Below are 23,447 nucleotides of genomic sequence, written 5' to 3' on the forward strand. Positions count from 1 at the left end.
ACCGCCGGGGCCTGTCGATCAGGACTCGGTCGTTCGGCGTCGGTAGAGGAGCAGCAGGGCTGCGCCAATGGAGACGGCGATGCTGCCGACTCCGGTCAGGACGGGGATGAGCGCACTACCGCCGCTGCCGCCCGTGACGGGTAGCTGGGTGCGGGTGGGAGTCGGGAAACCGGTGGGCTGGCCCGTGGGGCCGCCGGTGGGGCCGCCGGTGGGGCCGCCGGTGGGGCCGCCCGTGGGGCCGCCCGTGGGGCCGCCCGTGGGGCCGCCCGTGGGGCCGCCCGTGGGGCCGCCCGTGGGGCCGCCGGTGGGGCCGCCGGTGGGGCCGCCGGTGGGGCCGCCCGTGGGGCCGCCGGTCGGGCCGCCCGTGGGGCCGCCGGTGGGGCCGCCCGTGGGGCCGCCCGTGGGACCGCCGGTCGGGCCGCCCGTGGGCTGGCCGGTCGGCGTGCCGGTGGGGGTCGCGGTGGGTGTTCCCGTCGGCTGCAGGCAGACGGGCGCGTTGATGGTGTTGGTGTCGAGGGTGACGGCGCCGGTCTGCGCCAGCGCGCGGCCCTGGAGAGTGGCGCCGGTGTTCATGCTGATCGACGTCTGGGCCAGGATGTTGCCCATGAACCGGGTACCGGTGCCGAGCGTGGCCGAGCTGCCCACCTGCCAGTAGACGTTGCAGGGCGAGGCGCCGTTGATGAAGACGACGCTGCTGTTGGACGCGGTGATCAGCGTCGACGCGATCTGGAAGATGAAGACCGCCGCCGGGTCGCCCTGGCTGTTGAGCGTCAGGGTTCCGGTCAGTTGCGCGTCGCCGATCCGGTACACCCCCGGAGTCAGCGTCCGGCCGCCCAGTTCAGCGGGAAGGTTGGCGGTCGGAGTCCGACCGGCCGCGTCGTTGTAGGCGGTGGTCAGGTCGTTCTTGGCCTGAAGGGCGACGCCGTCGGCGAGGTGGATCTCCCCGCCGACGATTCCGGGTGGGAAGCCGGGCGCGGTGTTGCCGGGATGGACACCGAGGCTCTGTGCCAGGAAGCTCGGGCCGGTGTTGGTCACGGTGGAGCCGGCCAGCACGGAGAAGTCCGCTGCCGTCCCCAGAGCGACCGGTGCTTCGGCGGCGCTCGCGCCGGTGCCGCTGAAGATCAGCACGGCGGCGGCCGTGCCGCTGGCGGCGACGGCCGTCAACGCCGCCAGGACCGCCCGTCGAGGATGGCGGAATGGATTAACTGTCACGACATGCCCTTTCGCGAATGCGTCTCACCAGCGCCGAGAGCGCGACGGTTGAGGCCACATCAGATTGCAGGTGTACTTAATCGGACTTTTCCATGCCCGACCGTACAAACGGGCCTTATTGGCGTAAACAGCCCATTAAGGCAGGGCTGTGCCCGGCGGTAACCTCGGCACACGGCTGCCGGAGGACGCCCACGACCTCCCGCAGTGCCTCCAGCGTTGGCTGAAGGCCTGAGCGGTCATTGGCGCTGACCCGCTGACCCTGTTCCGAACCGACCAGGAAATCTATGGCCGAAGAACTAGATATCCTCGAACTCAGGAGGTAGCCTTCTTCACGTCGAGAGCAGAGAGTCCCAAAAGACGCAGACGAACCGTCCGGCCGTGAGGTCACGACGGGCGCGGAAGAGAAGAAGCACGTCAGCCCCGAAGTGATGCGCGACGGGGCGCCGCAGGTGGGGCCAGGGCGCGTTCGGGGCTCCAGCTGATGCTCGCCGTACGTGTGTGGGGCCATGAGGTTGAGTGGGGCTCCGGCACCGGTGAGCCGTACGTCAGCAATGCCAGAGAAGGAAGAGGAAGGGGAGGGCCGTACACCGTTGGATCGCCCGCCGCCGGCCGTCGACGCTGGCCGGGCGGACACCGTAGCTTCCATCGAACGAGAGGTGGTCTTCGGTCACGCATACGCGATCCCCGCACCCGCAGCCTTCACGAATGGCTGGTGCGGATACGACAAGCCGACGCTCCTGTCGGCAGATGGTGTTCTGACCCCGTAACCCTGGGCCCCGGCGCGCGAGCGCCGGGGCCCTCGACGTGGAGGTGACATGGGGCGAAACCCCGATGACATGTTCGGCGACGAGGACTACCCCGCCTACACCATTGGCCAGGCCGCCGACATGCTCGGCACGTCGCAGGAGTTCCTGCGCCGCCTGGACGAGGCGAAACTGATCCACCCGCACCGCTCCGCCGGCGGGCACCGCCGCTACTCCCGCTACCAACTGCGCCTGGCCGCCCGGGCCCGGGAGATGGTCGATCAGGGCACCGCCCTGGAGGCCGCCTGCCGGATCATCATCCTCGAAGACCAGCTCGAGGAAGCCCTTCGACAGAACGAGAGGCAGCGGGGGACGCAGCCGCCCGAGTGATTCCGTCGCCGCCCGTGACCTACCCGCAGCGCTGCATCACGGTGCGGGAGGTGGAGCCACCGACACCTGGTGAAAATCAGCCTTTCGGTTAGGTTTTCGGCGACCAATGGCCTAGTCTCGGCTCATACGGTTGGCGCCGGCAAGGTGGAGCGCGGCCGGTGCGATGCGGAGGAAACGCCATGATCACCACGACCACTGACCGGCCTGTTCGGACAGACGATCGCGCTGAGCACCATGCGTCGGCGGACTCCCCGGCCACGCAGGCCCTCCTCGCGATGGCGGCGCTGCCCGCAGGCCACCCGTCGCGTGCCGCCGCTCGGGACCGGGCGATCGAGGCGTGGCTGCCGCTGGCCAACCACCTGGCCCGGCGCTACAGCGGCCGCGGCGAGCCGACCGGCGATCTGATCCAGACGGCGGCGGTCGGCCTGATCAAGGCGATCGACAAGTTCGACCCGTCGCGCGGCGTCGACTTCGCCGGCTACGCGATCCCCACCATCGTGGGTGAGCTGAAGCGGCACTTCCGCGACCGCACCTGGGACATCCGGGTGCCCCGCCGGCTGCAGGAGCTGCGCCTGGCCATCTCGGACGCCAACAGCTCGCTGCTGCAGACCCTCGGCCGCTCGCCGACGGTCGCCGACATCGCCGCCCACCTCAAGCTCACCGAGGAAGAGGTCCTCGAAGGCCTGGAAGGCGCCCGCGCGTACAACGCGGTGTCGCTGTCCACCCCGGTCGGTGACGGTGAGCGGGCCACCGAGCTGGGCGACATGCTCGGCGGCGAGGACAGCGAGTTCGAGCTGGCCGAGCTGCGGGTCGCGCTCGGCCCGGCGCTGGCCACCCTCGACGAGCGGGAGCAGAAGATCCTGACCCTGCGCTTCTACGGGAACCAGACGCAGAGCGAGATCGCCGAGCAGGTCGGCGTGTCCCAGATGCACGTGTCCCGGCTGCTGACCCGCGCGCTGGCCAAGCTCCGCACGCAGCTGGCCGACTCCTACTGATCGCCGCCCGTTGGCGGCGGGCGGGGGTCAGACCGGCGACCAGATGTCAGCGTGGGACGGGACCAGCGCCTTCGCCGCGCCGCGGCACGCCTCGACGAACGAGTGCACCAGCGGATTCGTCTCGTGCGTCCGCCAGGCCACGGTTCAGCCGCGTAGCTGCCACACCGCTGACACGGATCGTGGGCAGGCTGGGCCCTGTCCACTTGGTCGGGCAGCAGACGCGTCGGGATCAGACGTTGGTGATCACGTCCTTGCCGTACGAGGAGAGGGTCTTCTCCTTGTCGTCATGCATGAGGTAGAGGGCGAAGTTGTGGACCCCGATCTCCTTGAGCTCCTGCAGCCGGTCGACATGGGCTGACTCAGGGCCGACGAGGCAGAACCGGTCGACGATCGCATCGGGCACGAAGTCGGTGGACGGATTGCCGGCGCGGCCGTGGTGGGCGTAGTCGTAGCCCTCGCGGCCCCTGATGTAGTCGGTGAGCGCCGTCGGCACGACTCCTGAGTCGCCGTAGCGGGCGACCAGGTCGGCCACGTGGTTGCCGACCATGCCGCCGAACCAGCGCAGCTGATCCCGTTGGTGCGCGAGATTCGTCCCCACGTAGGCGGGTGCGGCGACACACATGGTGATCGAATCGGGATCTCGGCCTGCGGCGGTGGCCGCGTCGCGTACCGAGCCGATCGTCCAACGGGCGATGTCGGGATCGGCCGTCTGCAGGATGAAGCCGTCGGCCTGCTCGCCGACCAGCCGCAGCGCCTTCGGGCCGTAGGCGGCCATCCAGATCTCCAGCCTGCCGTCGCGCACCCACGGAATGCGCACCGCCGTGCCGTGGTGTTCGACCTCGTTGCCCTCGGCCAGCTCTTTGATCACGTGCATCGCTTCCTTCAGCGTGGCCAGGCTCGCCGGCGGCTGGCCGATGACCCGCCGGGCCGAGTCGCCGCGGCCGATCCCGCACACCGTGCGGTTGCCGAACATGTCGTTGAGCGTGGCGAAGAGCGACGCGGTGACCGACCAGTCGCGGGTGCTCGGGTTGGTCACCATCGGCCCGACGATCAGGTGCTTGGTCGCGGCGAGGACCTGCGAGTAGATGACGAACGGCTCCTGCCACAGCACGCAGGAGTCGAACGTCCATCCGTAGCGGAACCCGTTGTCCTCGGCGGCGGTGAGGCCCGCGACCACGTCGCGAGCCGGCGGGTCGGTCTGGAGTACGACACCGAAGTCCACGGCTCCTCCTTGTCAAACCAGGTATTGACTGAGATCGCGCTTGAGGAACCTGCCGTGCCCGGCTGCGCCGTGGAAGGCGTTGTCGTCGACCACGACCCGACCACGGGACAGCACGGTGGAGACCTTTCCGGTCAGCTCCATGCCCTCGTACGCGGAGTAGTCCACGTTCATGTGGTGGGTGCTGGCCGAGATGGTCTGCTGGGCCGTGGGGTCGTACACCGTGATGTCCGCGTCGGCGCCCGGCGCGATCACCCCCTTGCGCGGGTAGAGGCCGAACATCCTCGCGGGCGTGGTCGAGCTGATCTCCACCCAGCGCGGCAGAGTGATCTCGCCTCGCACGACGCCCTGGTGGAGCAGGTCCATCCGGTGCTCGACGCCGGGCATCCCGTTCGGGATCTTGGAGAAGTCTCCCCGGCCCAGCTCCTTCTGGTCCTTGAAGCAGAAGGGGCAGTGGTCGGTGGACACCAGCGACAGGTCGTTGGTGCGCAGGCCCCGCCACAGCTCGGCCTGGTGCTCCTTGGGGCGCAGCGGGGGAGAGGCGACGTACTTCGCGCCCTCGAAGTCCGGCCTGGCCAGATCCTCCAACGACAGGAACAGGTACTGGGGGCAGGTCTCGGCGAACACGTTCTGCCCGGTGTCACGGGCCTGGGTGACCGCGTCCAGGGCGTGCGCGGCGGACAGGTGCACGATGTATAGCGGCGAGCCGGTGACCTTGGCCAGCGCGATCGCCCGCGAGGTGGCCTCGCCCTCCAACTCGGGCGGCCGGGTCAGGCCGTGCTGCACCGGGTCGGTGCGCTGGCTCGCGAGTGCCTGCGCGACGAGCTGGTCGATGGCGATGCCGTTCTCGGCGTGCATCATGATCATCGACCCGGTGTCCCGGGCCTTCTGCATGGCCCGCAGGATCTCGCCGTCCGTGGCGTAGAAGACCCCCGGATAGGCCATGAACATCTTGAACGTGTTGACGCCCGCGTCGATGCAGGCCTCCATCTCCTTCAGAGACGTGTCGTTGACGTCGGAGACGATCATGTGGAAGGCGTAGTCGATCGCACAGTTGCCGTCGGCCTTGCTGTGCCACTTGTCCAGCGCGGACAGCAGTGACGTGCCCTTGGCCTGTACGGCGAAGTCGACGATGGTCGTCGTGCCGCCCCAGGCTGCGGCGATCGTCCCGGTCTCGAAATTGTCCGCCGAGAACGTGCCGCCGAACGGCATCTCCATGTGGGTGTGGCCGTCGATGCCGCCGGGCACCACGTACTTCCCGGCGGCGTCGATGACGCGTTCGGCACCAGCCGCCCACTGCTCGGCCAGACCCGAGTCGGGCGCGGCGAGCGCGGCGATCCGCTCGCCCTCCACCAGCACGTCCGCCGGGGACGCCCCGGTGGCGTTGACCACTGTTCCGTTGCGGATGACGATGCTCACGGCTTCACCAGGGATTCGTACGTGTCGGGCCGGCGGTCGCGGTAGAACGCCCAGAGGTCGCGGACCTCGGCCAGCTTGTCCATGTCGAGGTCGCGGACGACGACCTCTTCCTCCGTGTCGGACGCGGCGTCGCCGACCATCTGCCCCCGCGGGTCGACAAAGTACGACTGGCCGTAGAAGTCGTTGTCGCCCAACGGCTCCACACCAACGCGGTTGATCGTGCCGACGTAGTACTCGTTGGCGACCGCGGCCGCGGGCTGCTCAAGCCGCCAGAGGTACTCAGACAGGCCGCGGCTGGTGGCAGAGGGGTTGAAGACGATCTTTGCACCGGCCAGGCCGAGCGCCCGCCAGCCCTCGGGAAAATGGCGCTCGTAGCAGATGTAGACGCCGATGCGGCCCACCGCGGTGTCGAACACCGGGTAGCCGAGGTTTCCCGGCCGGAAGTAGAACTTTTCCCAGAACCCCTTCACCTGCGGAATGTGGTTCTTGCGGTGCTTACCGAGGTAGGTGCCGTCGGCGTCGATCACGGCAGCGGTGTTGTAGTAGACGCCCGGCTGTTCCTGCTCGTACATCGGCACGATCAGCACCACGCCGTGCTGCTCGGCGACCTCGCACATCAGCGCGGTCGTGGGCCCGTCCGGGATCGCCTCGGTGTACGAGTAGTAGTCCGCGTCCTGGATCTGGCAGAAGTACGGGCCGTAGAACAACTCCTGCAGGCAGACCACCTGTGCGCCCTGCGAGGCGGCGCTGCGGATGGCCTCGACCGCGTTGGCGATCATCGACTCCTTGTCGCCGGTCCACTTCTGCTGCACCAGCCCGGCTCGGATGATGTTGCTCATTGCTCCCCCTTCGCGTGCGCGGTGCGCGGCATCGACAGCGCCAGGTAGACGAGGAACCCGCCGATCAGACCGACCACCCAGCTGTAGTCGTAGAGCGGCTTGAGGAACGGGATGAGCCCGTCGGACGGGAACGGCCCCTTGCCGGGTGCGGAGTAGGCGCCACCCACCGCGAGGACCGCGCCGACGACGGTGGCGATGATGGCGGCCCAGTTCCACCCGCCGGAGAACCAGTACCTGCCCTCGGGGCGGTAGAGGGCCGGCAGTTGGAGGCTGGTGCGGTAGCGGATCCAGTACCCGGCGATGAGGACGCCGGCGACCGCACCGAGCAGGCCGCCGTAGAACCCGAGCCAGACGAAGATGTAGATGTTGGGGTCCTGCACCAGGCGCCACGGCTGGATCAGGATGCCGAGCACGCCGGTGATCAGGCCCCCGGTCCGGAAACTCACCAGTCGGGGCGCGGCGTTGGAGAAGTCGTACGCCGGGCTGACCGTGTTTGCCGCGACGTTCACCGACAGCGTGGCGACCACGACGGTGAACAGGCCGAGCGCGACGACCAGCGGGTTCTCGAACTTGGCCGCGAGTTGGATGGGGTCCCAGATCGCTTCGCCGTAGATCACGGCCGTGCCCGAGGTGATCATGATCGACAGGATGGCGAAGAACGACATCGTGGTCGGCAGGCCGAGGACCTGGCCGTAGGCCTGCTGGCGCTGGCTGCCGCCGAACCGGGTGAAGTCGGGGATATTCAGCGACAGCGTCGCCCAGAAGGCGATCATGCCCATCAGTGACGGCGCGAACAACTTCCAGAAGTCGGCGCCCCAGCCCAGCTTCGACGGCTCGGACAGGATGGGGCCGAGCCCGCCCGCCTCGACCAGGACCCAGATCAGCAGGGCGACGGCGACCACGATGACGAACGGCGCCGCCCAGTTCTCGAAGCGACGAAGCGTGTCCATGCCCCGCCAGATGATCGCCATCTCGATCGCCCAGAACAGGAAGAACGAGGCCCACAGCGTCCACGGGTAGTCCATCACCGTCGCCGCGTCGACCCACCAGGAGCCCAGCAGCTTGCCGGCGATGGCGTAGATCGCCTCGCCGCCGATCCAGGTCTGGATGCCGAACCAGCCGCACGCGATGAAGGCGCGCAGCAGGGCCGGGAAGTTCGCGCCGCGGACTCCGTAGAACGCGCGGGCGAAGACCGGGAACGGGATGCCGTACTTCGTGCCCGCGTGGCTGTTCAACAGCATCGGGATCAGGACGAGCAGGTTGCCGAGGGTGATGGTGAGGAAGGCCTGCACCCAGTTCATGCCGAGCTGGATGAGCCCGGCGGCGAGCAGATAGGTGGGGATGTTGTGCGCCATCCCGATCCACAGCGCCGCGAAGTTGTATGTGGTCCAGGTGCGCTTCTCGATGGGTACCGGGGCGAGCTCGTCGTTGAAGTACGGGCTGTCGGCGATCGTGGAGAAGTCACGCAGCTCGACTCGGCCATCCGGATGCGTGATCTGTGTGCCCGGCTGGACCGCGGTGGTTTCGGCGGGGGGCAGGGGTTCAACGGCCATCGCTCACCTCGCGGTTACGCTGCCGCAACAGTGGCCGGCCGACCGGCGCGGGTGCTGCGGGTGGGGGCGGATCAGCTCGATCTTTATCTCGGAATGGTGGGTGTCACGGACCCGCCACGGGCAGCGGCAAAGTGTCCACGCTTGGCATGATCGGGGCACACTCTGTCCACGGCACGCCCGCACCGGGCTGTCAATCGGCGCGGCGGATGGATTGGGGCCTCCTGCTGGCCCCTTGACCGGTCAGGCGTCGTCGAGTTCGTGCACCAGAAGCGCGACGTACAGCGACAGCATCGACTCCGGGTCCTCCAGCGACACCCCGAGCACCTGCGCGATCCGCGACAGCTGCTGGTAGTAGGCCGTACGCGACAGGTGCGCGGCGGCGGCCGCCGCCGACTTGTTCCCGCCCTGCTCGCAGAAGCAGCGCAGCAGCTCCACGAGCCGGGTGCGCTGGTTGGCGTCGCGCGCCAACAGCGGACCCAGCTCGCGGTTCGCGAACGCCCGGACCCGCTCGTCCTCCCGCAACAGATGCAGCAGGCCGCGCAGGCGCACATTGTCCAGCTTGTGGTAGAGCTGGGTGCCGGGGGAGCGTAGGGCCGCCCCCGCCACGTGGGCGGCCTCGCTCAGGCTGCGGCGCACCTCGGCGACGTGTGAAACTGTGGTGCCGACCGCCACCAGCACCGGACCGGACGCGGAGCGGTGTACCTCTCTGGCCAGCCGGCGCAGTACCCCGTCCACTCCAGCCTGCGTGGGCAGCGACAACAACGCGCGAACGCTCGTGTCGTCCACGATGCCCACCAGGGCGGGCACGGCCACCCGCCGCGCGGCCAACGCGGTCGCCTCCGCAAGGTCGCGCAACACCTCCTGCGTGGCCAGTGCGGGGGCGCGTGGCGTCACGGTCGCGGGCCGGATCGCGACCCCGACCAGCTGCCGCCGGTCGAGGCCGACGCCCAGCGCGGCCGTCCGGGCGGCGAGATCCGGGGGCGGTACTGCCTGACCGAGCAGTTGCGCGAGCAACATGCGGTGCGTCTGCCGCTCCAGGCTCTCGCGATCGCGCGCCACGAGCCGGTGCACCGCCAGTGCCGACGCGGCCCGCTCGGCAACCACCACGTGCCGGTGCGGCGGAGGATCCGGTGAGAGCAGGACCAGGCGTCCCCAGTCGGCGCCCTGCGCGCCGACCATCGTGACCAACCAGCCGGCCTCCTCGTCGTGGGCGGTCCGCTCGGGCGCCGCCACGGACCGGGACCGCTGACCCCAGTCGGCCAGCAGCTCGGCGGGATCCTGCCCGGCCGCGTCGTAGGCGAGCACCTCGTGCCCCAGCGTTTCGAGAACGACCGGCAGTCCGGAGATCCTGGCCACCTCGCGCAGCACTTCCGCCGGCTCCGCTCCGGCCACGGTGAGCGAGGTGAACGTCTCGTGCACCTGCTCGGCAGCCCGTAGCTCGGCGAGCTGCGCGTCGACGATCAGCGCCACCACCGCCTCGGTCACGGACACGAACCGCGTCTCCTCCGCCAGCGTGATCAGTGGGAGCCGGTGCCGGTTCGCCGCAGCCACCAGCGCCTCCGGTAGGTGGTCACGCCACCGCCGGACCAACTCGATCACCAGTCCCGCCGCGTGCACCGCGGCCAGGTCGTCGACGTACCTCGTGAGGGCCGCCGCCTCGTCCGGCAGCGCGATTCCGGTGGTCAGCACCAGCTCTCCGCCGCGGAGCAGGTTCGCGATGTCGGCGACCTCCGCCACGTGGACCCAGCGGACGCGGCCCTGCATGCCGGCCGACCCGGCCACCACCTGCGGCTTCGCGTGCCGGATCACCGGCAGCGCGATGGCGTCTGCGACGGAGGGGTACATCGCTGCCTCCCCATTGGCGGGAATGTACACAACGTAATGGCATTGCTCGCAGAGCGGCACAGGTTGTGCATAGCGGTTGGACAACGAATGCGTCCACACTCGCCGTAGGAACGGGATTGGGGGACGCGATGGCGCACCGCGAGTTGCTGGCCAGACACCGGTCCGTGATGCCGACATGGCTGGCGCTGTACTACGAGCAGCCGATCGAGATCGCCACCGCGCAGGGCCGCCGGGTGACCGATCGCGAGGGACGGACCTACCTCGACTTCTTCGCCGGCATCCTCACCAACGCGATCGGCTACGACATAGCCGAGATCAGCGACGCCATCCGCGCACAGCTCGACACCGGCGTGCTGCACTCCTCCACGCTGTACCTGATCAAGTCGCAGGTCGAGCTCGCCGAGAAGATCGCGCACCTGTCCGGCATCCCGGACGCCAGGGTGTTCTTCACCAACTCGGGCACCGAGGCGAACGAGACCGCCCTGATGCTCACCACCCAGTACCGCCGTAGCGAGCAGGTGCTCGCCCTGCGCAACTCCTACCACGGTCGCGCATTCGCCACCGTCGCGATCACCGGCATCCGCGGCTGGTCGGCCAGCGCCCTCAGCCCGATCAAGGTGAGCTGGGTGCACGGCGGCTACCGCTACCGCAGCCCGTTCCGGGATCTGTCCGACCCGGACTACATCAAGGCCTGCGTCGCCGACCTGCGCGAGATCATCGAGACGACGACGGCGGGAGACGTCGCGTGCATGATCGTTGAGCCGATCCAAGGCGTCGGTGGCTTCACCACCCCACCCAACGGGCTGTTCGGCGAGTTCAAGAAGGTGCTCGACGAGTACGGCATCCTCCTCGTCTCCGACGAGGTGCAGACCGGCTGGGGCCGCACCGGCGAGCACTTCTGGGGCATCCAGGCGCACGACGTCGTGCCCGATGCGATCACCTTCGCCAAGGGCCTGGGCAACGGCCTGGCGATCGGGGGCGTGGTCGCCCGCCCTGACCTCATGGACTGCCTGCGGGCCAACTCGATCTCCACGTTCGGTGGCAACCCGCTCGCCACCGCCGGCGCTCTCGCCTCGCTGAACTATCTGCTGGAGCACGACCTCCAGGCCAACGCCGCGAAGCTGGGCGGCCGCCTGCTCGACGGTCTGCGCGCGGTCGCCGCGGCGCACCCCGTGGTCGGCGACGTCCGCGGCAAGGGCCTGATGATCGCGCTGGAGCTCGTCGGACCCGACGGCGCACCCGACCCGGCGGCCGCCGCGGCGCTGTTGGAGGAGACGCGGGAACGTGGGTTGCTCGTCGGCAAGGGCGGCCTGTACGGCAACGTCATCCGCCTGGCGCCGCCGATGACCCTGACCCAGGCCGAGGCCGAGGAAGCCCTCGAGATCCTCACCCAGTCGATCGAGGCCGTGACCAAGGAGGTGCAGCAGCGATGAGGACCACGCACTGGATCGGCGGCAAGCCCTGGAACGGCGTCGCCGAGCGCACCGGCGACATCTACGACCCCGCCACCGGCCAGGTCTGCGGACAGGTCGACTTCGCGACCGCCCCGGTCGTCGACGAGGCCGTCGCCGCCGCCGACGAGGCGTTCGCCCGATGGCGTACCGCCTCCCTCGCTGCGCGGATGAGCGTCATGTTCTCCTTCCGGGAACTGCTCAACGCCCGAAAGTCCGACCTCGCCCAGATCATCACCGCCGAGCATGGCAAGGTGCTCTCCGACGCCGCGGGGGAGATCCAGCGTGCGCTGGAGGCGGTCGAGTTCGCCTGCGGGATCCCGCAACTGCTCAAGGGCGGGTTCAGCGAGAACGCCTCGACCCAGGTGGACGTGTACTCCATCCGGCAGCCGCTCGGCGTGGTCGGGGTGATCACCCCCTTCAACTTCCCGGCCATGGTGCCGTTGTGGTTCGTGCCGAACGCCATCGCGTGCGGCAACACGGTGGTGCTCAAGCCGAGCGAGAAGGACCCGTCCGCGTCGAACTTCCTGGCGGAGCTGTTCGCGGAGGCCGGGCTGCCCGACGGCGTCCTCAACGTCGTGCACGGCGACAAAGAGGCGGTCGATCGGATTCTCGAACACCCGATGGTCAAAGCCATCTCGTTCGTCGGCTCCACTCCGATCGCCCGCTACGTCTACGAAACGGGCACCCGTAACGGCAAGCGGGTGCAGGCGCTCGGCGGCGCGAAGAACCACATGGTCGTCCTGCCCGACGCCGACCTCGACCTCGCCGCCGACGCCGCCGTCTCGGCCGGCTTCGGCTCCGCCGGCGAGCGCTGCATGGCCATCTCCGTCGTCGTGGCCGTCGACCCGGTCGGTGACGAGCTCGTCGGCAAGATCAGCGAACGGATCGCCGCACTGCACGTCGGCGACGGCCGTCGCCCGGGCTGCGAGATGGGGCCGCTGGTCACCGGCGCTCACCGCGACCGGGTGATGTCATACCTGGACGCGGGTCGCTCCGCGGGAGCGCAGCTGGTGGTCGACGGGCGCAGCCACCCGATCGACGGTGAACAAGCCGGCTTCTGGCTCGGACCGACCCTCTTCGACCATGTCGACAGCGACATGTCCATCTACACCGACGAGATCTTCGGACCGGTCCTCTCGGTGCTCCGGCTGCCCAGCTACGACGCCGCCGTCGAACTCGTCAACACCAACCGCTACGGCAACGGTACGGCGATCTTCACCAACGACGGTGGCGCGGCTCGCCGGTTCCAGAACGAGGTCGAGATCGGCATGGTCGGGGTGAACGTCGCGATCCCGGTCCCGGTGTCGTACTACTCCTTCGGGGGTTGGAAGGACTCACTGTTCGGTGACGCTCACGCGTACGGGCCGGAGGGAGTGAGCTTCTTCGTCAGGTCCAAGGTCGTCACCAGCCGGTGGCTCGACCCGTCCCACGGTGGCGTGAACCTCGGATTCCCCCAGAACACCTGAGCATCGGCCCAAATCAACTGCGTCCGGGAAGCGCCATCCCGCCGACACCGGGCGGCCTGCTGCCCGTGCCAGGTCTCGTCACGATTTCGCCGCGTCGGGCGGTGCACTGCCCTGATCCGGTCGACTCGCCGGCTCGCCACGGCCGTGCAGCGCGACGGTTACGGTCGTACCGGGGCAGAGCATGAGAGTTTGGCGTTCCGCGTCGAGCTGTGCTCCGGATCCGCGAGGTCGGTGCCGAGTGCGGTCAGCAGCATCTCGAAGGATCGGTCGCGATCGGTGCGGGCCAGCACCCATGCTTGCGGGACCCGGCTCAACGTGGATTCATGGGGTTCGGGTGGGGTGTCACGGGCCGGTGGCCAGCAGCCGGCTGATCTCTCCGGCGGCCGGATGCTCCGGAGCGATGGTCAGGAATCGTCGCAGGGTGCGCGCCGCCTCGGCGGACCGTCTGTCGCGCTGCGCCAGCCCGAGCACGAGCAGGCCGTCCGGGGCGTCCGGGGATCGGCTCAGCACCTCCCGGGCCGACTGCTCCGCGCCGGCGCTGTCGCCGGCCCGCAGCAGCGAGAAGGCGAGCCGCAGCTGGATCGTGTCGTCGGGGTGCTCCCGCAGCGCCTCCCGGTACATCCGCGCCGCGGCGTCGTAGCGGGCCTGCCCCTCGAGGTCGCGGGCCAACTGCACGGCGACCGTCACGGGGTCGGCCGGTTCGGGACGCGGGGCCGGCCGGTCCAGGCGGCTGGTGGCCACCGCGACCGACACGACGAGGGTGACCATTCCCACCGACACCGCCCGCCACGCCCGGCGCGCGGCCCGACCGGTGGGCGCCGCCCGCACCGCCGTGGCCCGCGCGGACGGGGTCGGGCGGGGACGCAGCGTGCGCAGGGCCGCGTAGCCGCCGGCCAGCAAGGTCAGCGCGGGTACGGCCCAGAGCAGCAGCTCCGCCCCGCGGGTCGGCGGGTCGGTCAGCACCTGCGGGCCATAGCGCTGGACGAACCAGCGGCGGATCTCGTCGCGGTCGCGCCCCTGGGCCAGCTGGTCCGCCACCACCTGCCGCATGGCCGCCGCGATCGGCGACCGGGAGTCCGCCACCGACTCACCCTGGCAGGCCGGGCAGCGCAGACCGGCGGCCACGGTGCGCACCGGGTCGTCCGGACCGGTGCCGGTGGCCGACCGGGCCAGCCCGGCGCCCGCTGCGGCGATCAGCGCCGTGAGGACGAGTGCCCCGACGACGGCCGCGCGCCACCTCATCGAGCCAGCAACGGCGCCACCCGCTGCTCAAGCCACTGCCGGGTGACCACACCCCGCTGCCGGTCGACGATCCGGCCGTCCCGGTCCACCACGAACGTCTCCGGCACTCCCCGGACGCCCCAGTCGACCGCCCGGGTGCCCTCCGGGTCGGGCAGCACGGTCAACTCCCGTGCGCCGGTCTCGTCAAGTAGCGCCCGGACCGCCTCGGCGCCGTCCCGGACGTTCAGCCCCACCAGCCGCAGCCCACGGGGCGACCACTGCCGTTCCGTCTCGACCATCAGCGGCAGCTCGTCGCGGCACGGGCCGCACCAGGAGGCGAACACGTTGACCAGCAGCACGTGGCCACGGGCGTCGGTCAGGTCGAACCGGCCACCATCCAGGGTGGTGCCCGTGAGCGCCGGGGCCGGCGCGGGGGTGACGCCGCTGGCGGCGCCGGCGTCGAGCGGCGTCGACGGTGAGCGCAGGCCGAGGGCGACCACGGTGCCAACGGCGACGGTGAGCACCAGCGCCAGCGCCGGCCCAGGTCGCAGCAGGCGGCGGGCGGTCATCACCGGGCCCCGGCGGCGACCGGGTCAGGCGACGCCGCGACGACGTCCGGGCGTCGCGGACGGGCGGTGCGGATCGCCGCCAGGAGGCCCCCCGCGGCCGTCAGCGTGCCGCCGGCCCAGAGCAGCCCGACGAGCGGATTCACCGCGAGCCGTACGGTTGCGCTGCCGCTGTCCGGGGCGACCGCGATCAGGGTGACGTACGTGTCCCGCAGCAGTCCGGTCTGGATCGCCGGCACCGTGACAGCGGTGTCCCGGGCGGGGTGGTAGCGCAGGGCGGGCCGGACCGTTCGTTCCCCGCCGCCCGCCTCGGTGAGCTGGAGCCGCGCCCGTACCGTCATACCCCCGCTGCCGCCGCTGCGGTCCACGCCGACCAGGCGCACGGACACGTCGCCCACCCGCAGCGCCTGACCGGTGCGGATGGTTCGTTCGGTGTCGCGCCCGTACGCGGAGGATCCCGCCACGCCCACCGCAACCAAGGCGATCCCGGCGTGCGCGACCAGTCCGGCGGCCCGGCCCGGTCTCCGGTTCCTGCCGGAGCGCGACAGACGGCCGGCCAGGTCTGCGGCCACGCCGGTGAGCACGAACGCAGCGGCGCCGAACGCGGTGAGTGCGGGCACGCCGGGCCGGCTGAGCAGCCCCACCACGGCGACGGTGGCGAGCGCCACGGCGCCGGGTAGGGCGAGACGCCGCAGCGCCTGCGTCCGGTCGCGGACCCGCAGGGCGGGCGTCACGCCCATCATCAGCAGCACCACGATCGCCAGCGGTACCGCCGTCTGCTGGTAGTAGCCGGGTCCGACCGAGGTGCGCACACCGCCGAGCGGTTCGGAGAGCAACGGGAAGATCGTGCCGATCAGCACCACCGCCGCGATCGTCACCAGAAGCACGCCGTTGACCAGCACGGCCGTGGTCCGGGACAGCAGCGGTGTGCTCCTGCCGTGGGTGGATTCGGGCTCGCGCCATCCGGTCAGGACCGCCGACACGACGACCGTCAGCAGCACGAAGCCGAGCAACATCGGCCCCAACGGTGAGTCGGTGAAGGCGTGCACGCTGGCCACCGCGCCGGACCGGGTAAGGAACGTGCCGAGCAGCACCAGCACGAAGCTCGCGCACGCCAGGGCCAGGGTCCAGCCGGCCCGGCCGGCGGCGCGGCCCAGGGTGGCGTGCAGGAAGGCGGTGGCGGTCAGCCAGGGCAGCAGGGAGGCGTTCTCCACCGGGTCCCACGCCCAGTAGCCGCCCCAGCCCAGCACCGCGTACGACCACCAGGCCCCGAGCCCGATGCCGGCGGTCAGCGCCGCCCACGCCGCCAGGGCCCAGGGTCGGGCGGCCCGCAGCCAGCCCCGCCCCTGCTGGCCGGCCAGTGGTGCGGCGATCGCGAAGGCGAACGGCACGACCAGGCCTATGTAGCCGGCGTAGAGCAGGGGCGGGTGCACGCCCATCGCCGGGTGCTGCTGCAGCAGCGGGTTCGGACCCGGGCCGTCGGCGGGTACCGGGTTCACCTCTCGGAACGGGTTCGTGGCGAAGGTGGACAGCGCGAAGAAGAACATGGTCACCGTGCTGACGACCACCATCGCGTACGCGTGCAGCCGGGCCGGGTACCGGCGACGCGACAGCAGCGCAGCGTACCCGCCGAGGATCAGCAGCCAGAGCAGCAGCGACCCGTCAAGTGCGGACCAGAGGCTCGTCAGCGTGTAGTACAACGGCACCTGGCGTCCGCCGTTCTCCGCCACGAAGCGGACGCTGAAGTCATGCCGGAGCAGGGCGGCCTCGAGCAGGCCACCGGCGGCGGCGGCGGTTGCCAGGGTCGCGGCGGTGCCGAGGCGGGCCGCTCGGGTGGGTGTGGCGAACAGGGCCACCCGCAGCCAGAGCAGGGCGGTCAGGGTGGCGCAGAGCAGCCCGACCGTGAGGCTGGCGGTGCCGAGGTCACCGAGCATCGACCGGCCCTGTCGGCGAGGTGGACGGGCCGTACTCGTTGCCGTGCCGGACCACGACGTAATCCGAGCGGAACACCCCGTCCGCCGAGAGCGTGCCCTCGACGACCGCCCCCTCGCCCTCCCGGAACGTCTCCGGCGGCACGCCCCGCTGCTCGACGGTGATCTCGTGGCCGCCCTCGGCGAGGCTGAACACCACGAGCTCTCCACTGCGGCGCAGCGACCCGGGCACCACGTCGCCGCCGAGGCGTACCCGTTCCCGGGTCGCGTCCGGATCGCCGAGCACCTCGCCGGGCGTGCGGTAATAGGTCAGGGTCTCCCGGAGCGCGCTGGTGACCAGCAGCGCGCCGACGGCGAGGAGCACGGCGGCAACGGCGGTGCGGCCCGCACGGCGACGGATCATCCGACCCGGACCGGGACGCGGTCGGGGGCCGTCTCGGGGGTCAGCCGGCGTTCCAGCCGGACCACCCGGTAGAGCAGGACGCAGAGCGCGGCAAGGGTCGCGGCGGCCACGGCGAGCAGCAGGGCGGCGCCCATCCGCGGATCGATCGTCGGGCGGTGCGGGGCGAGCACGGTCGCCTGCTGGTGCAGCGACCGCCACCAGACGACGGAGAAGTGCACCACCGGGACGAGCAGGAAGCTGGCCATCCCGACGACCGCGGCGGGCCGCGCCACCCGGTGGTCGCCTCCGTCTCGCGCGCCGGTCCGCTCTGCCAGCGAGCGGCGCAGGGCCAGGTAGCCGGCGTACGCGAGCAGCAGCAGGACGGTGCTGACCAGCCGGGGGTCCCACGCCCACCAGGAACCCCAGACCAGGTTCCCCCAGAGTGACCCGGTGGCGATCGCGAAAGCGGTCAGGGCCGCACCGACCTCCGCGCCCGCCCTCGCGAACCGGTCCCAGCGAAGGTCGCCCCCGATCAGGTACGCGCCGCTGGCGGTCAGCACGACGGCGAACGCGCAGTAGGCAACCCAGGCCGCGGGGACGTGGAGATACATCAGCCGCTGCGCCTGACCCTGCACCTCGTCGGGGGGTGCCAGCCATCCGCCGGCCACCGTCGCCGCCGCGGTGAGCCCGCCGGCGAGCCACGCCATGGTCCGGCGGCCGGCGGCCGCTCTGCCGGTGTCCGCGACAAGGTCCACGGTGGAAGCTCGCATGATCTCCCTGTCCGCGCCCCCGGGGCGCTTTGCGGATCGAGTTGCGGTATCACCATAAATCGGTCCGGTCGCGCTCGTCGGGTTATCAGCCGCAAACAGGGACGAACGGGGTTCGCAAGGGCCTAGTGTCGCTCTCGGTGGACACGACAGCAGGGATGACCATGAGCGCCGCCCGGCCCGCCGGGTGGCGCCGGCAACCGCGTCCGCTCCCGGTGCTGACGGCCCTGTGCGGCCTGGCCCTGCTCGCCGGATGCGGTGGTGACCCGCCTTCCGCCCTCAACCCCGCCGGCACGGGCGCCGCCCGGGTCGCCAACCTGTGGTGGTTGCTCTTCTGGATCTCGCTGGCGGTGGTCGCCGAGGTCATGGCGCTGCTGGTCTGGGCGCTGGTGTTCCGGCGGGGCAACGTCCGGGTGCGCCACGGGCAGCCGCTCCGCTTCGTCGCGATCGCCGGAGCTGGGCTGCCGTTCGTCATTCTCGTCGCCGTCTACGGGGTGGGGCTGCGGGACCTCGCCGCGCTCGCCGCCGATCCCGACCCCGACGCCCCGACGGTGGAGGTGACCGGCCACAAGTGGTGGTGGGAGGTGCGCTATGCGGGGGCGTCCGGGGCGACCGCGAACGAGATCCACATTCCGGTGGGGGAGCGGGTGAAGGTCCGGCTGCGCACGGACGACGTGCTGCACAGCTTCTGGGTCCCGCAGCTCATGCCGAAGACGGACCTGATCGCCGGTGAGACCCGCGAGACCTGGTTGCGGGCGGAGCGGGCCGGCCGCTACCGCGGCCAGTGCGCCGAGTACTGCGGCACCCAGCACGCTCACATGGCCTTCCTGGTCGTGGCGGAACCCCGCGCCGACTTCGACGCGTGGCTGACCCGCCTGAACGCCCCGGCCCGTCAGCCGCGCACGGAGGCCGAGCGCCGCGGCCAGCAGGCGTTCCTGCAGGGCACCTGCGCCGCCTGCCACGCGGTGCGGGGCACGGGCGCACAGGGGCAGGTGGGGCCCGACCTGTCGAACGTGGGCTCCCGATGGAGCCTCGGCGCCGGGGCGGTACCGAATGACGCCGGACACCTCGGCGGCTGGATCGTCAACTCCCAGACGGTCAAGCCCGGCAACGCGATGCCCCCACAGCCGGTCAGCGCGGCCGTGCTGCCCGATCTGATCACGTACCTGCGGTCGCTGGAGTAGGTCGGGGAGAGGGGAACCATGTCCGCGACCACCACGCCGCCCGGCGTCAGCCGGGTGGACCTGGCCCGGCTGACGGAACACTGGGCGGAGCCGCGCTCGCTACGCGGCTGGTTCAGCACGGTCGACCACAAGAGGATCGGCCGGCGCTACCTGGTCACCGCCGGGGTCTTCTTCGTCCTCGCCGGACTCAGCGCCCTGGCCATGCGCACCCAGCTCGCCCGACCCGAGGCGGGACTGCTGTCGCCCGAGGAGTACAACCAGCTCTTCACCATGCACGGCACGGCGATGATCTTCCTGTTCGCCACACCGATGCTCTTCGGCTTCGGGAACTACCTCGTACCCCTGATGATCGGCGCCCGGGACATGGCGTTCCCGAGACTGAACGCCTTCGGCTACTGGGTCTTCTTGTTCGCCGGCCTGTTCATGTGGGCGAGCCTGCCCTTCGGCGCCGCCCCCAACAACGGCTGGTTCGCGTACGCGCCGTTGAACTCCGCGCAGCACAACCCCGGCCTGCACATGGACGTCTACGCCCTCGGTCTGCTCTTCCTCGGCATATCCACGACCGCCGCCTCGATCAACTTCATCGTCACCGCGCTCAAGCTGCGCGCACCGGGAATGTCGCTCAACCGGGTACCGCTGTTCGTCTGGGCGATCGTCGCTACTGCGTTCATGGTGATCTTCGCGCTGCCGGCGCTGAACCTCGACAACGCGCTGCTGTTTTTCGACCGCCGGTTCGGCACCCACTTCTTCGACCCGTCGGCCGGCGGAAACGTCCTGCTCTGGCAGCACCTGTTCTGGATCTTCGGACACCCCGACGTGTACATCATCGTCATGCCGGCGCTGGGCATCGTCTCGGCGGTGCTACCCGCCTTCACCCGGCGGGGCGTGGTCGGCTACCTGCTGGTCGTGCTGTCCATCGTCGCGATCGCGATCATCTCGTTCGGGGTCTGGGTGCACCACATGTTCGCCACCGGGCTGCCGCAACTGTCCTACAGCTTCTTCAGCGCGGCCAGCACGATCATCACCATTCCGTCCGGGTTGCAGATCTTCGCCTGGCTGGCCACCATGCTGCTCGGCCGGCTGGTCATCCGGGTGCCGCTACTGTTCGTCGTCGGCTTCATCGTGACCTTCGTGCTCGGCGGCGTCACCGGCACGATGTTCGCCCTGACCGCGTTCGACCAGCAGGTCACCGACACCTACTTCGTGGTGGCGCACTTCCACTACGTGCTGATCGGCGGCGCGGTCTTCCCGATGCTCGCCGGCATCTACTACTGGCTGCCCAAGATCACCGGGCGGATGTACCACGAAGGGCTGGGGCGCTGGGCGTTCTGGCTGGTCTTCGCGGGCATGCACGTCACCTTCTTCCCCATGCACCTCTACGGCCTGTTCGGGATGCCCCGCCGGGTCTACACCTACGCCAGCGAGCCGGGCTGGGGCGGATGGAACCTGGTGAGCACCATCGGCTCCTACGTGCTCGCTCTCGGACTGCTGCTCGTGCTCGTCGGCGTGGTGCACGCCGTCCGCCGGGGTCGGCCCGCCCCGCCGGACCCCTGGCACGCCGACACCCTGGAGTGGGCCACCACGTCACCGCCCGAGCCGTACAACTTCCCCGTCCTGCCTCGGGTGCACAGCCTGCACCCGGTGTGGGACGAACGGACCGCCGAGTCGACCAGCGAGGGGGCGACCGCGGACCGCATCCTCAGCGAGGGACGCGACACACTGCTCACCAGCGAACTGGACGCCCGCGTCGAACGCCCGGTGCCGATGCCGGAGTCAACGCTCAAGCCCCTCGTGCTCGCCGCCGCGTTGCTGGTCTTCTTCGCCGCTCTGCTCGTCGCCTGGTACCCGGTGGCGGCCGTCGCCGCGGTGGTGGTGGCCCTGACGATCGCGGTCTGGCTCTGGCCAGCTGGACCGAGCCGGACGAGCGGGGTGGCGACACCATGACGGATCGGGGCGGGATCATGGCGGCCACCGGCGCCGAGGCGCTGAGCACCGAGCTGCCAGCCGGTCGATCGACCGGCTGGTGGGGCATGGTGATGTTCGTGGCCACCGAGGCCACCCTCTTCGCCTGCCTGCTCGGCAGCTACTTCTACCTCCGCTTCCAGTACGGCGCCCAGTGGCCGCCGGGCGCCATCGGGGCCCCGGAGCTGCTCAAGCCGTTGATCATGACCGCCGTGCTGCTGCCCAGCAGCCTGCCCATGGTGTGGGCCGAACGCGGCAGCCGGCACGGCCGGCGGTGGCAGCTGCGCTGCGGCCTGGGCGCCACCATGGTGCTCGGGCTGACCTTCCTGAGCCTGCAGGCCGCCGAGTACGCCGAGAAACTCCGGCACTTCACCCTGACCACCGACGTGTACGGGTCGCTGTTCTACCTGATCACCGGTTTCCACGGGCTGCACGTCCTGGTCGGCCTGACCATGATCGGCTGGCTGCTCGCCGCCGCCCTGAGCGGCGGCACCATCGACGCCCACCGGCGCGAGCGGGTCCGCAACACCGCCATCTACTGGCACTTCGTCGACGCGGTGTGGGCCGCCATCCTGTTCACCATCTACCTCTCCCCACGACTATGACCACCACACCACCCGGGCCACGAACCCGTCTGACCGGCGGGCTGCTGCTCTGGTACGGCGTCCTCGGCGGCGCCGTCGCCTGGGCCGTACACGTGGTCGCTGCCTGGGGCCTCGACGAACTCGCCTGCGCCGCCGGCTCCGACCGCGTCCTCGCCATGCCGCTCGGGCGGGTCGTCGGGCTCGCGGTGATCGTCCCGGCCCTGGTCACCGCGGGCTCGCTGGCGGTCGCCGTCCTGGCGTGGCGACGCACCGCCCGCGCGCAGGCCACGGGCACCCAGGACCGGGCGTACGGCCGGTCCCGGATGCTCGCCGTGGTGGGCGTCTGGACCAACCTGCTGTTCCTGACGATCATCGTGCTCGGCGGGGTCGCCGTGCTGGTGCTGCCGCCATGTCAGCTCTGAGCGTCCACCAGGCACACGGGCCCGGCCAGAGCCCGCTGGCCGAGAGCCTGCTGGCGATGCTCATCGTCGTCACGGTCTGCCTGCTGGCAGCCGGCTACGGGCGGGGCGTCCAGGAGCTGTGGTCGCGCCGCGGCGCCGGGCACGTGGTCCCCCGCTGGCGGGTGGCCACGTTCGGCGCCGGACTGCTGGTGGTGCTCGGCACTGAGCACGGGCCGGCGCACGAGATGGCGGAGTCCTCCTTGGCCGGGCACATGGCTCAGCACATGCTGCTTCTGCTGGTGGCCGGCCCGTTGCTCGCGGCCGGCGCGGCGGGGCTGCCGCTGAGCATGGCCGTGCCGCTTCCGCTGCGCCGGCTGCTCGCCCGCTGCCGGGTGGCGCCGCCGATGCGCCGGCTGCGCCACCCGGGCACGTACGCCCTGCTGGCCGGTGGCGGGCAGACCGTCGTGCTCTGGTTCTGGCACCTGCCCGGGCCGTACGCCGCCGCGGTCGACCGTCCCGCCGTGCACGCCACCGAGCATCTGTGCTTCCTGGCCACGGCCTGGCTGTTCTGGGCGCCGGTGCTCGGCTCGCCACGGCACCGCGCCCCCGCCCCGGTGACGGTGCTGCTGCTGGCCGGCACCATGCTGCCCGCCTCGGCCCTCGGCGCCGTGCTCACCTTCGCCCCGCAACCGATCTATCCGCGGCGGGTGTTCGGCGCCGACCCGCTGGCCGACCAGCAACTCGCCGGCGTGTTGATGTGGGCGCCGATGGACCTGGCCGTGCTGGCCGTGGCGCTGACCGTGTTCCTGGGCTGGCTGCTGCAGATGGACCGCGACCGGCCCGACGGCCTGCGCGGGGGCCCGCCACCCGGAGGGACCCGCCCGATGGCGACCACAGCTGAAGCGGAAGGGATGGTGCCATGATGCTGCCCCACCGGCTCGGGGCACTCGGTGCGGCCCTCATGATCCTGCCGATGATCGCGGTCACCGCCTGCGCCTCGACGGCCCCACCGCCACCACCGGAGTCGCGCAACGGACGGCCCGACCGGGGCGCGGGGCTGATCGCCCAGTACGGCTGCGGGTCGTGCCACACCATCCCCGGCATCAACCGCGCCGACGGCCTGGTCGGCCCGCCCCTGACCCGGTTCGGCGCCCGCTCCTACATCGCCGGTCAACTGCCCAACAACGCCGACAACCTCCGACGCTGGATCGCCGATCCGCAGGCCGTGGAGCCCGGGACCGCCATGCCGAACCTCGGTGTCAGTGCCATTGACGCCCAGGACATCGCCGCCTACCTCTACACGCTGGACTGACC

The 23,447-nt window shown here is 70.9% G+C and carries 21 protein-coding genes; 10 read left to right on the forward strand and 11 right to left on the reverse strand.

The genetic code is table 11. The annotated features are described in order from the left end of the window. Window positions 1-18: 18 nt before the first annotated feature. The gene (locus ACFOW4_RS14320; RefSeq protein ID WP_377527793.1) at window positions 19-1,212 is read right to left on the reverse strand and encodes an ice-binding family protein; all 1,194 of its coding nucleotides are present in this window, start codon (window positions 1,210-1,212) and stop codon (window positions 19-21) included. 815 nt (window positions 1,213-2,027) lie between these two features. On the opposite strand from ACFOW4_RS14320, the gene ACFOW4_RS14325 reads away from it, so the two are divergent. Then, window positions 2,028-2,345, forward strand: coding sequence for a MerR family transcriptional regulator (locus ACFOW4_RS14325; protein ID WP_377527794.1), 318 nt, complete (start codon window positions 2,028-2,030; stop codon window positions 2,343-2,345). Window positions 2,346-2,620: 275 nt separating this feature from the next. Further along, complete coding sequence (locus ACFOW4_RS14330; protein WP_377527796.1) at window positions 2,621-3,340, forward strand: SigB/SigF/SigG family RNA polymerase sigma factor; 720 nt, start codon at window positions 2,621-2,623, stop codon at window positions 3,338-3,340. Window positions 3,341-3,569: 229 nt separating this feature from the next. Here ACFOW4_RS14330 and ACFOW4_RS14335 read toward each other — a convergent pair whose 3' ends face one another. The 5 genes from ACFOW4_RS14335 to ACFOW4_RS14355 form a co-directional block, all read right to left on the reverse strand. After that, the gene (locus ACFOW4_RS14335; protein ID WP_377527798.1) at window positions 3,570-4,562 is read right to left on the reverse strand and encodes a TIGR03842 family LLM class F420-dependent oxidoreductase; all 993 of its coding nucleotides are present in this window, start codon (window positions 4,560-4,562) and stop codon (window positions 3,570-3,572) included. A gap of 12 nt (window positions 4,563-4,574) precedes the next feature. After that, the gene (gene hydA / locus ACFOW4_RS14340) at window positions 4,575-5,978 is read right to left on the reverse strand and encodes a dihydropyrimidinase (protein ID WP_377527799.1); all 1,404 of its coding nucleotides are present in this window, start codon (window positions 5,976-5,978) and stop codon (window positions 4,575-4,577) included. Beyond that, window positions 5,975-6,817 (reverse strand): nitrilase-related carbon-nitrogen hydrolase, encoded by an 843-nt coding sequence (locus tag ACFOW4_RS14345; RefSeq protein WP_377527801.1) that lies wholly within the window; start codon window positions 6,815-6,817, stop codon window positions 5,975-5,977. Before ACFOW4_RS14345 ends, hydA begins: the two co-directional genes overlap by 4 nt. Then, complete coding sequence (locus ACFOW4_RS14350) at window positions 6,814-8,370, reverse strand: NCS1 family nucleobase:cation symporter-1 (protein WP_377527802.1); 1,557 nt, start codon at window positions 8,368-8,370, stop codon at window positions 6,814-6,816. The genes ACFOW4_RS14345 and ACFOW4_RS14350 overlap by 4 nt, the downstream gene beginning before the upstream one ends. Window positions 8,371-8,610: 240 nt before the next feature. Next, on the reverse strand, window positions 8,611-10,215 hold the full coding sequence (locus ACFOW4_RS14355) for a PucR family transcriptional regulator (RefSeq protein ID WP_377527803.1): 1,605 nt from the start codon (window positions 10,213-10,215) through the stop codon (window positions 8,611-8,613). Between the two features lie 128 nt (window positions 10,216-10,343). Here ACFOW4_RS14355 and ACFOW4_RS14360 point away from each other — a divergent pair, with 128 nt between their 5' ends. Both ACFOW4_RS14360 and ACFOW4_RS14365 read left to right on the forward strand, forming a co-directional pair. Beyond that, complete coding sequence (locus tag ACFOW4_RS14360) at window positions 10,344-11,648, forward strand: aspartate aminotransferase family protein (RefSeq protein ID WP_377528172.1); 1,305 nt, start codon at window positions 10,344-10,346, stop codon at window positions 11,646-11,648. Then, on the forward strand, window positions 11,645-13,135 hold the full coding sequence (locus ACFOW4_RS14365; protein ID WP_377527805.1) for a CoA-acylating methylmalonate-semialdehyde dehydrogenase: 1,491 nt from the start codon (window positions 11,645-11,647) through the stop codon (window positions 13,133-13,135). The genes ACFOW4_RS14360 and ACFOW4_RS14365 overlap by 4 nt, the downstream gene beginning before the upstream one ends. Before the next feature lie 342 nt (window positions 13,136-13,477). Here the strand turns inward: ACFOW4_RS14365 and ACFOW4_RS14370 are convergent, their stop codons facing one another. From ACFOW4_RS14370 to ccsA, 5 genes are read right to left on the reverse strand one after another with little or no spacing between them, the layout of a single operon-like run. Beyond that, window positions 13,478-14,377, reverse strand: a complete 900-nt coding sequence (locus ACFOW4_RS14370) for a cytochrome c-type biogenesis protein CcmH (RefSeq protein ID WP_377527806.1) — start codon at window positions 14,375-14,377, stop codon at window positions 13,478-13,480. After that, window positions 14,374-14,925, reverse strand: coding sequence for a TlpA family protein disulfide reductase (locus tag ACFOW4_RS14375; RefSeq protein ID WP_377527808.1), 552 nt, complete (start codon window positions 14,923-14,925; stop codon window positions 14,374-14,376). The genes ACFOW4_RS14370 and ACFOW4_RS14375 overlap by 4 nt, the downstream gene beginning before the upstream one ends. Next, window positions 14,925-16,856 carry a heme lyase CcmF/NrfE family subunit gene (locus ACFOW4_RS14380; protein WP_377527809.1) on the reverse strand — a complete coding sequence of 644 codons (1,932 nt, stop codon included), beginning with the start codon at window positions 16,854-16,856 and terminating at the stop codon, window positions 14,925-14,927. Before ACFOW4_RS14380 ends, ACFOW4_RS14375 begins: the two co-directional genes overlap by 1 nt. After that, on the reverse strand, window positions 16,846-17,256 hold the full coding sequence (locus ACFOW4_RS14385) for a cytochrome c maturation protein CcmE (protein WP_377527810.1): 411 nt from the start codon (window positions 17,254-17,256) through the stop codon (window positions 16,846-16,848). The genes ACFOW4_RS14380 and ACFOW4_RS14385 overlap by 11 nt, the downstream gene beginning before the upstream one ends. Continuing rightward, window positions 17,253-18,005, reverse strand: coding sequence for a cytochrome c biogenesis protein CcsA (gene ccsA, locus ACFOW4_RS14390; protein WP_377527812.1), 753 nt, complete (start codon window positions 18,003-18,005; stop codon window positions 17,253-17,255). The genes ACFOW4_RS14385 and ccsA overlap by 4 nt, the downstream gene beginning before the upstream one ends. A gap of 137 nt (window positions 18,006-18,142) precedes the next feature. Between ccsA and coxB the strand changes: the two genes are divergently transcribed. The 6 genes from coxB to ACFOW4_RS14420 are packed head-to-tail and all read left to right on the forward strand — an operon-like array spanning window position 18,143 to window position 23,445. Further along, on the forward strand, window positions 18,143-19,186 hold the full coding sequence (coxB, locus tag ACFOW4_RS14395; RefSeq protein ID WP_377527813.1) for a cytochrome c oxidase subunit II: 1,044 nt from the start codon (window positions 18,143-18,145) through the stop codon (window positions 19,184-19,186). Window positions 19,187-19,204: 18 nt separating this feature from the next. Then, window positions 19,205-21,130, forward strand: a complete 1,926-nt coding sequence (ctaD, locus tag ACFOW4_RS14400; RefSeq protein ID WP_377527815.1) for a cytochrome c oxidase subunit I — start codon at window positions 19,205-19,207, stop codon at window positions 21,128-21,130. After that, window positions 21,127-21,753, forward strand: a complete 627-nt coding sequence (locus ACFOW4_RS14405; protein ID WP_377527816.1) for a heme-copper oxidase subunit III — start codon at window positions 21,127-21,129, stop codon at window positions 21,751-21,753. The genes ctaD and ACFOW4_RS14405 overlap by 4 nt, the downstream gene beginning before the upstream one ends. After that, window positions 21,750-22,154 carry a hypothetical protein gene (locus ACFOW4_RS14410; RefSeq protein WP_377527818.1) on the forward strand — a complete coding sequence of 135 codons (405 nt, stop codon included), beginning with the start codon at window positions 21,750-21,752 and terminating at the stop codon, window positions 22,152-22,154. Before ACFOW4_RS14405 ends, ACFOW4_RS14410 begins: the two co-directional genes overlap by 4 nt. Next, on the forward strand, window positions 22,142-23,056 hold the full coding sequence (locus ACFOW4_RS14415; protein ID WP_377527820.1) for a cytochrome c oxidase assembly protein: 915 nt from the start codon (window positions 22,142-22,144) through the stop codon (window positions 23,054-23,056). The genes ACFOW4_RS14410 and ACFOW4_RS14415 overlap by 13 nt, the downstream gene beginning before the upstream one ends. Further along, window positions 23,053-23,445, forward strand: a complete 393-nt coding sequence (locus ACFOW4_RS14420; protein ID WP_377527822.1) for a c-type cytochrome — start codon at window positions 23,053-23,055, stop codon at window positions 23,443-23,445. Before ACFOW4_RS14415 ends, ACFOW4_RS14420 begins: the two co-directional genes overlap by 4 nt. Window positions 23,446-23,447 lie beyond the last annotated feature (2 nt).

Source organism: Micromonospora sp. GCM10011542 (assembly GCF_042650685.1).
Classification (GTDB): domain Bacteria; phylum Actinomycetota; class Actinomycetes; order Mycobacteriales; family Micromonosporaceae; genus Micromonospora.

What these genes read in the sequence shown, in the direction of transcription:
- ACFOW4_RS14325 (WP_377527794.1), top strand. Translation starts at nt 2,028, where the DNA reads ATGGGGCGAAACCCCGATGACATGTTCGGCGACGAGGACTACCCCGCC.
- ACFOW4_RS14330 (WP_377527796.1), top strand. Translation starts at nt 2,621, where the DNA reads ATGGCGGCGCTGCCCGCAGGCCACCCGTCGCGTGCCGCCGCTCGGGAC.
- ACFOW4_RS14345 (WP_377527801.1), bottom strand. Translation starts at nt 6,817, where the DNA reads ATGAGCAACATCATCCGAGCCGGGCTGGTGCAGCAGAAGTGGACCGGC.
- ACFOW4_RS14350 (WP_377527802.1), bottom strand. Translation starts at nt 8,370, where the DNA reads ATGGCCGTTGAACCCCTGCCCCCCGCCGAAACCACCGCGGTCCAGCCG.
- ACFOW4_RS14355 (WP_377527803.1), bottom strand. Translation starts at nt 10,215, where the DNA reads ATGTACCCCTCCGTCGCAGACGCCATCGCGCTGCCGGTGATCCGGCAC.
- ACFOW4_RS14360 (WP_377528172.1), top strand. Translation starts at nt 10,344, where the DNA reads ATGGCGCACCGCGAGTTGCTGGCCAGACACCGGTCCGTGATGCCGACA.
- ACFOW4_RS14365 (WP_377527805.1), top strand. Translation starts at nt 11,645, where the DNA reads ATGAGGACCACGCACTGGATCGGCGGCAAGCCCTGGAACGGCGTCGCC.
- ACFOW4_RS14370 (WP_377527806.1), bottom strand. Translation starts at nt 14,377, where the DNA reads ATGAGGTGGCGCGCGGCCGTCGTCGGGGCACTCGTCCTCACGGCGCTG.
- ACFOW4_RS14375 (WP_377527808.1), bottom strand. Translation starts at nt 14,925, where the DNA reads ATGACCGCCCGCCGCCTGCTGCGACCTGGGCCGGCGCTGGCGCTGGTG.
- ACFOW4_RS14380 (WP_377527809.1), bottom strand. Translation starts at nt 16,856, where the DNA reads ATGCTCGGTGACCTCGGCACCGCCAGCCTCACGGTCGGGCTGCTCTGC.
- ACFOW4_RS14385 (WP_377527810.1), bottom strand. Translation starts at nt 17,256, where the DNA reads ATGATCCGTCGCCGTGCGGGCCGCACCGCCGTTGCCGCCGTGCTCCTC.
- ccsA (WP_377527812.1), bottom strand. Translation starts at nt 18,005, where the DNA reads ATGCGAGCTTCCACCGTGGACCTTGTCGCGGACACCGGCAGAGCGGCC.
- ctaD (WP_377527815.1), top strand. Translation starts at nt 19,205, where the DNA reads ATGTCCGCGACCACCACGCCGCCCGGCGTCAGCCGGGTGGACCTGGCC.
- ACFOW4_RS14405 (WP_377527816.1), top strand. Translation starts at nt 21,127, where the DNA reads ATGACGGATCGGGGCGGGATCATGGCGGCCACCGGCGCCGAGGCGCTG.
- ACFOW4_RS14410 (WP_377527818.1), top strand. Translation starts at nt 21,750, where the DNA reads ATGACCACCACACCACCCGGGCCACGAACCCGTCTGACCGGCGGGCTG.
- ACFOW4_RS14415 (WP_377527820.1), top strand. Translation starts at nt 22,142, where the DNA reads ATGTCAGCTCTGAGCGTCCACCAGGCACACGGGCCCGGCCAGAGCCCG.
- ACFOW4_RS14420 (WP_377527822.1), top strand. Translation starts at nt 23,053, where the DNA reads ATGATGCTGCCCCACCGGCTCGGGGCACTCGGTGCGGCCCTCATGATC.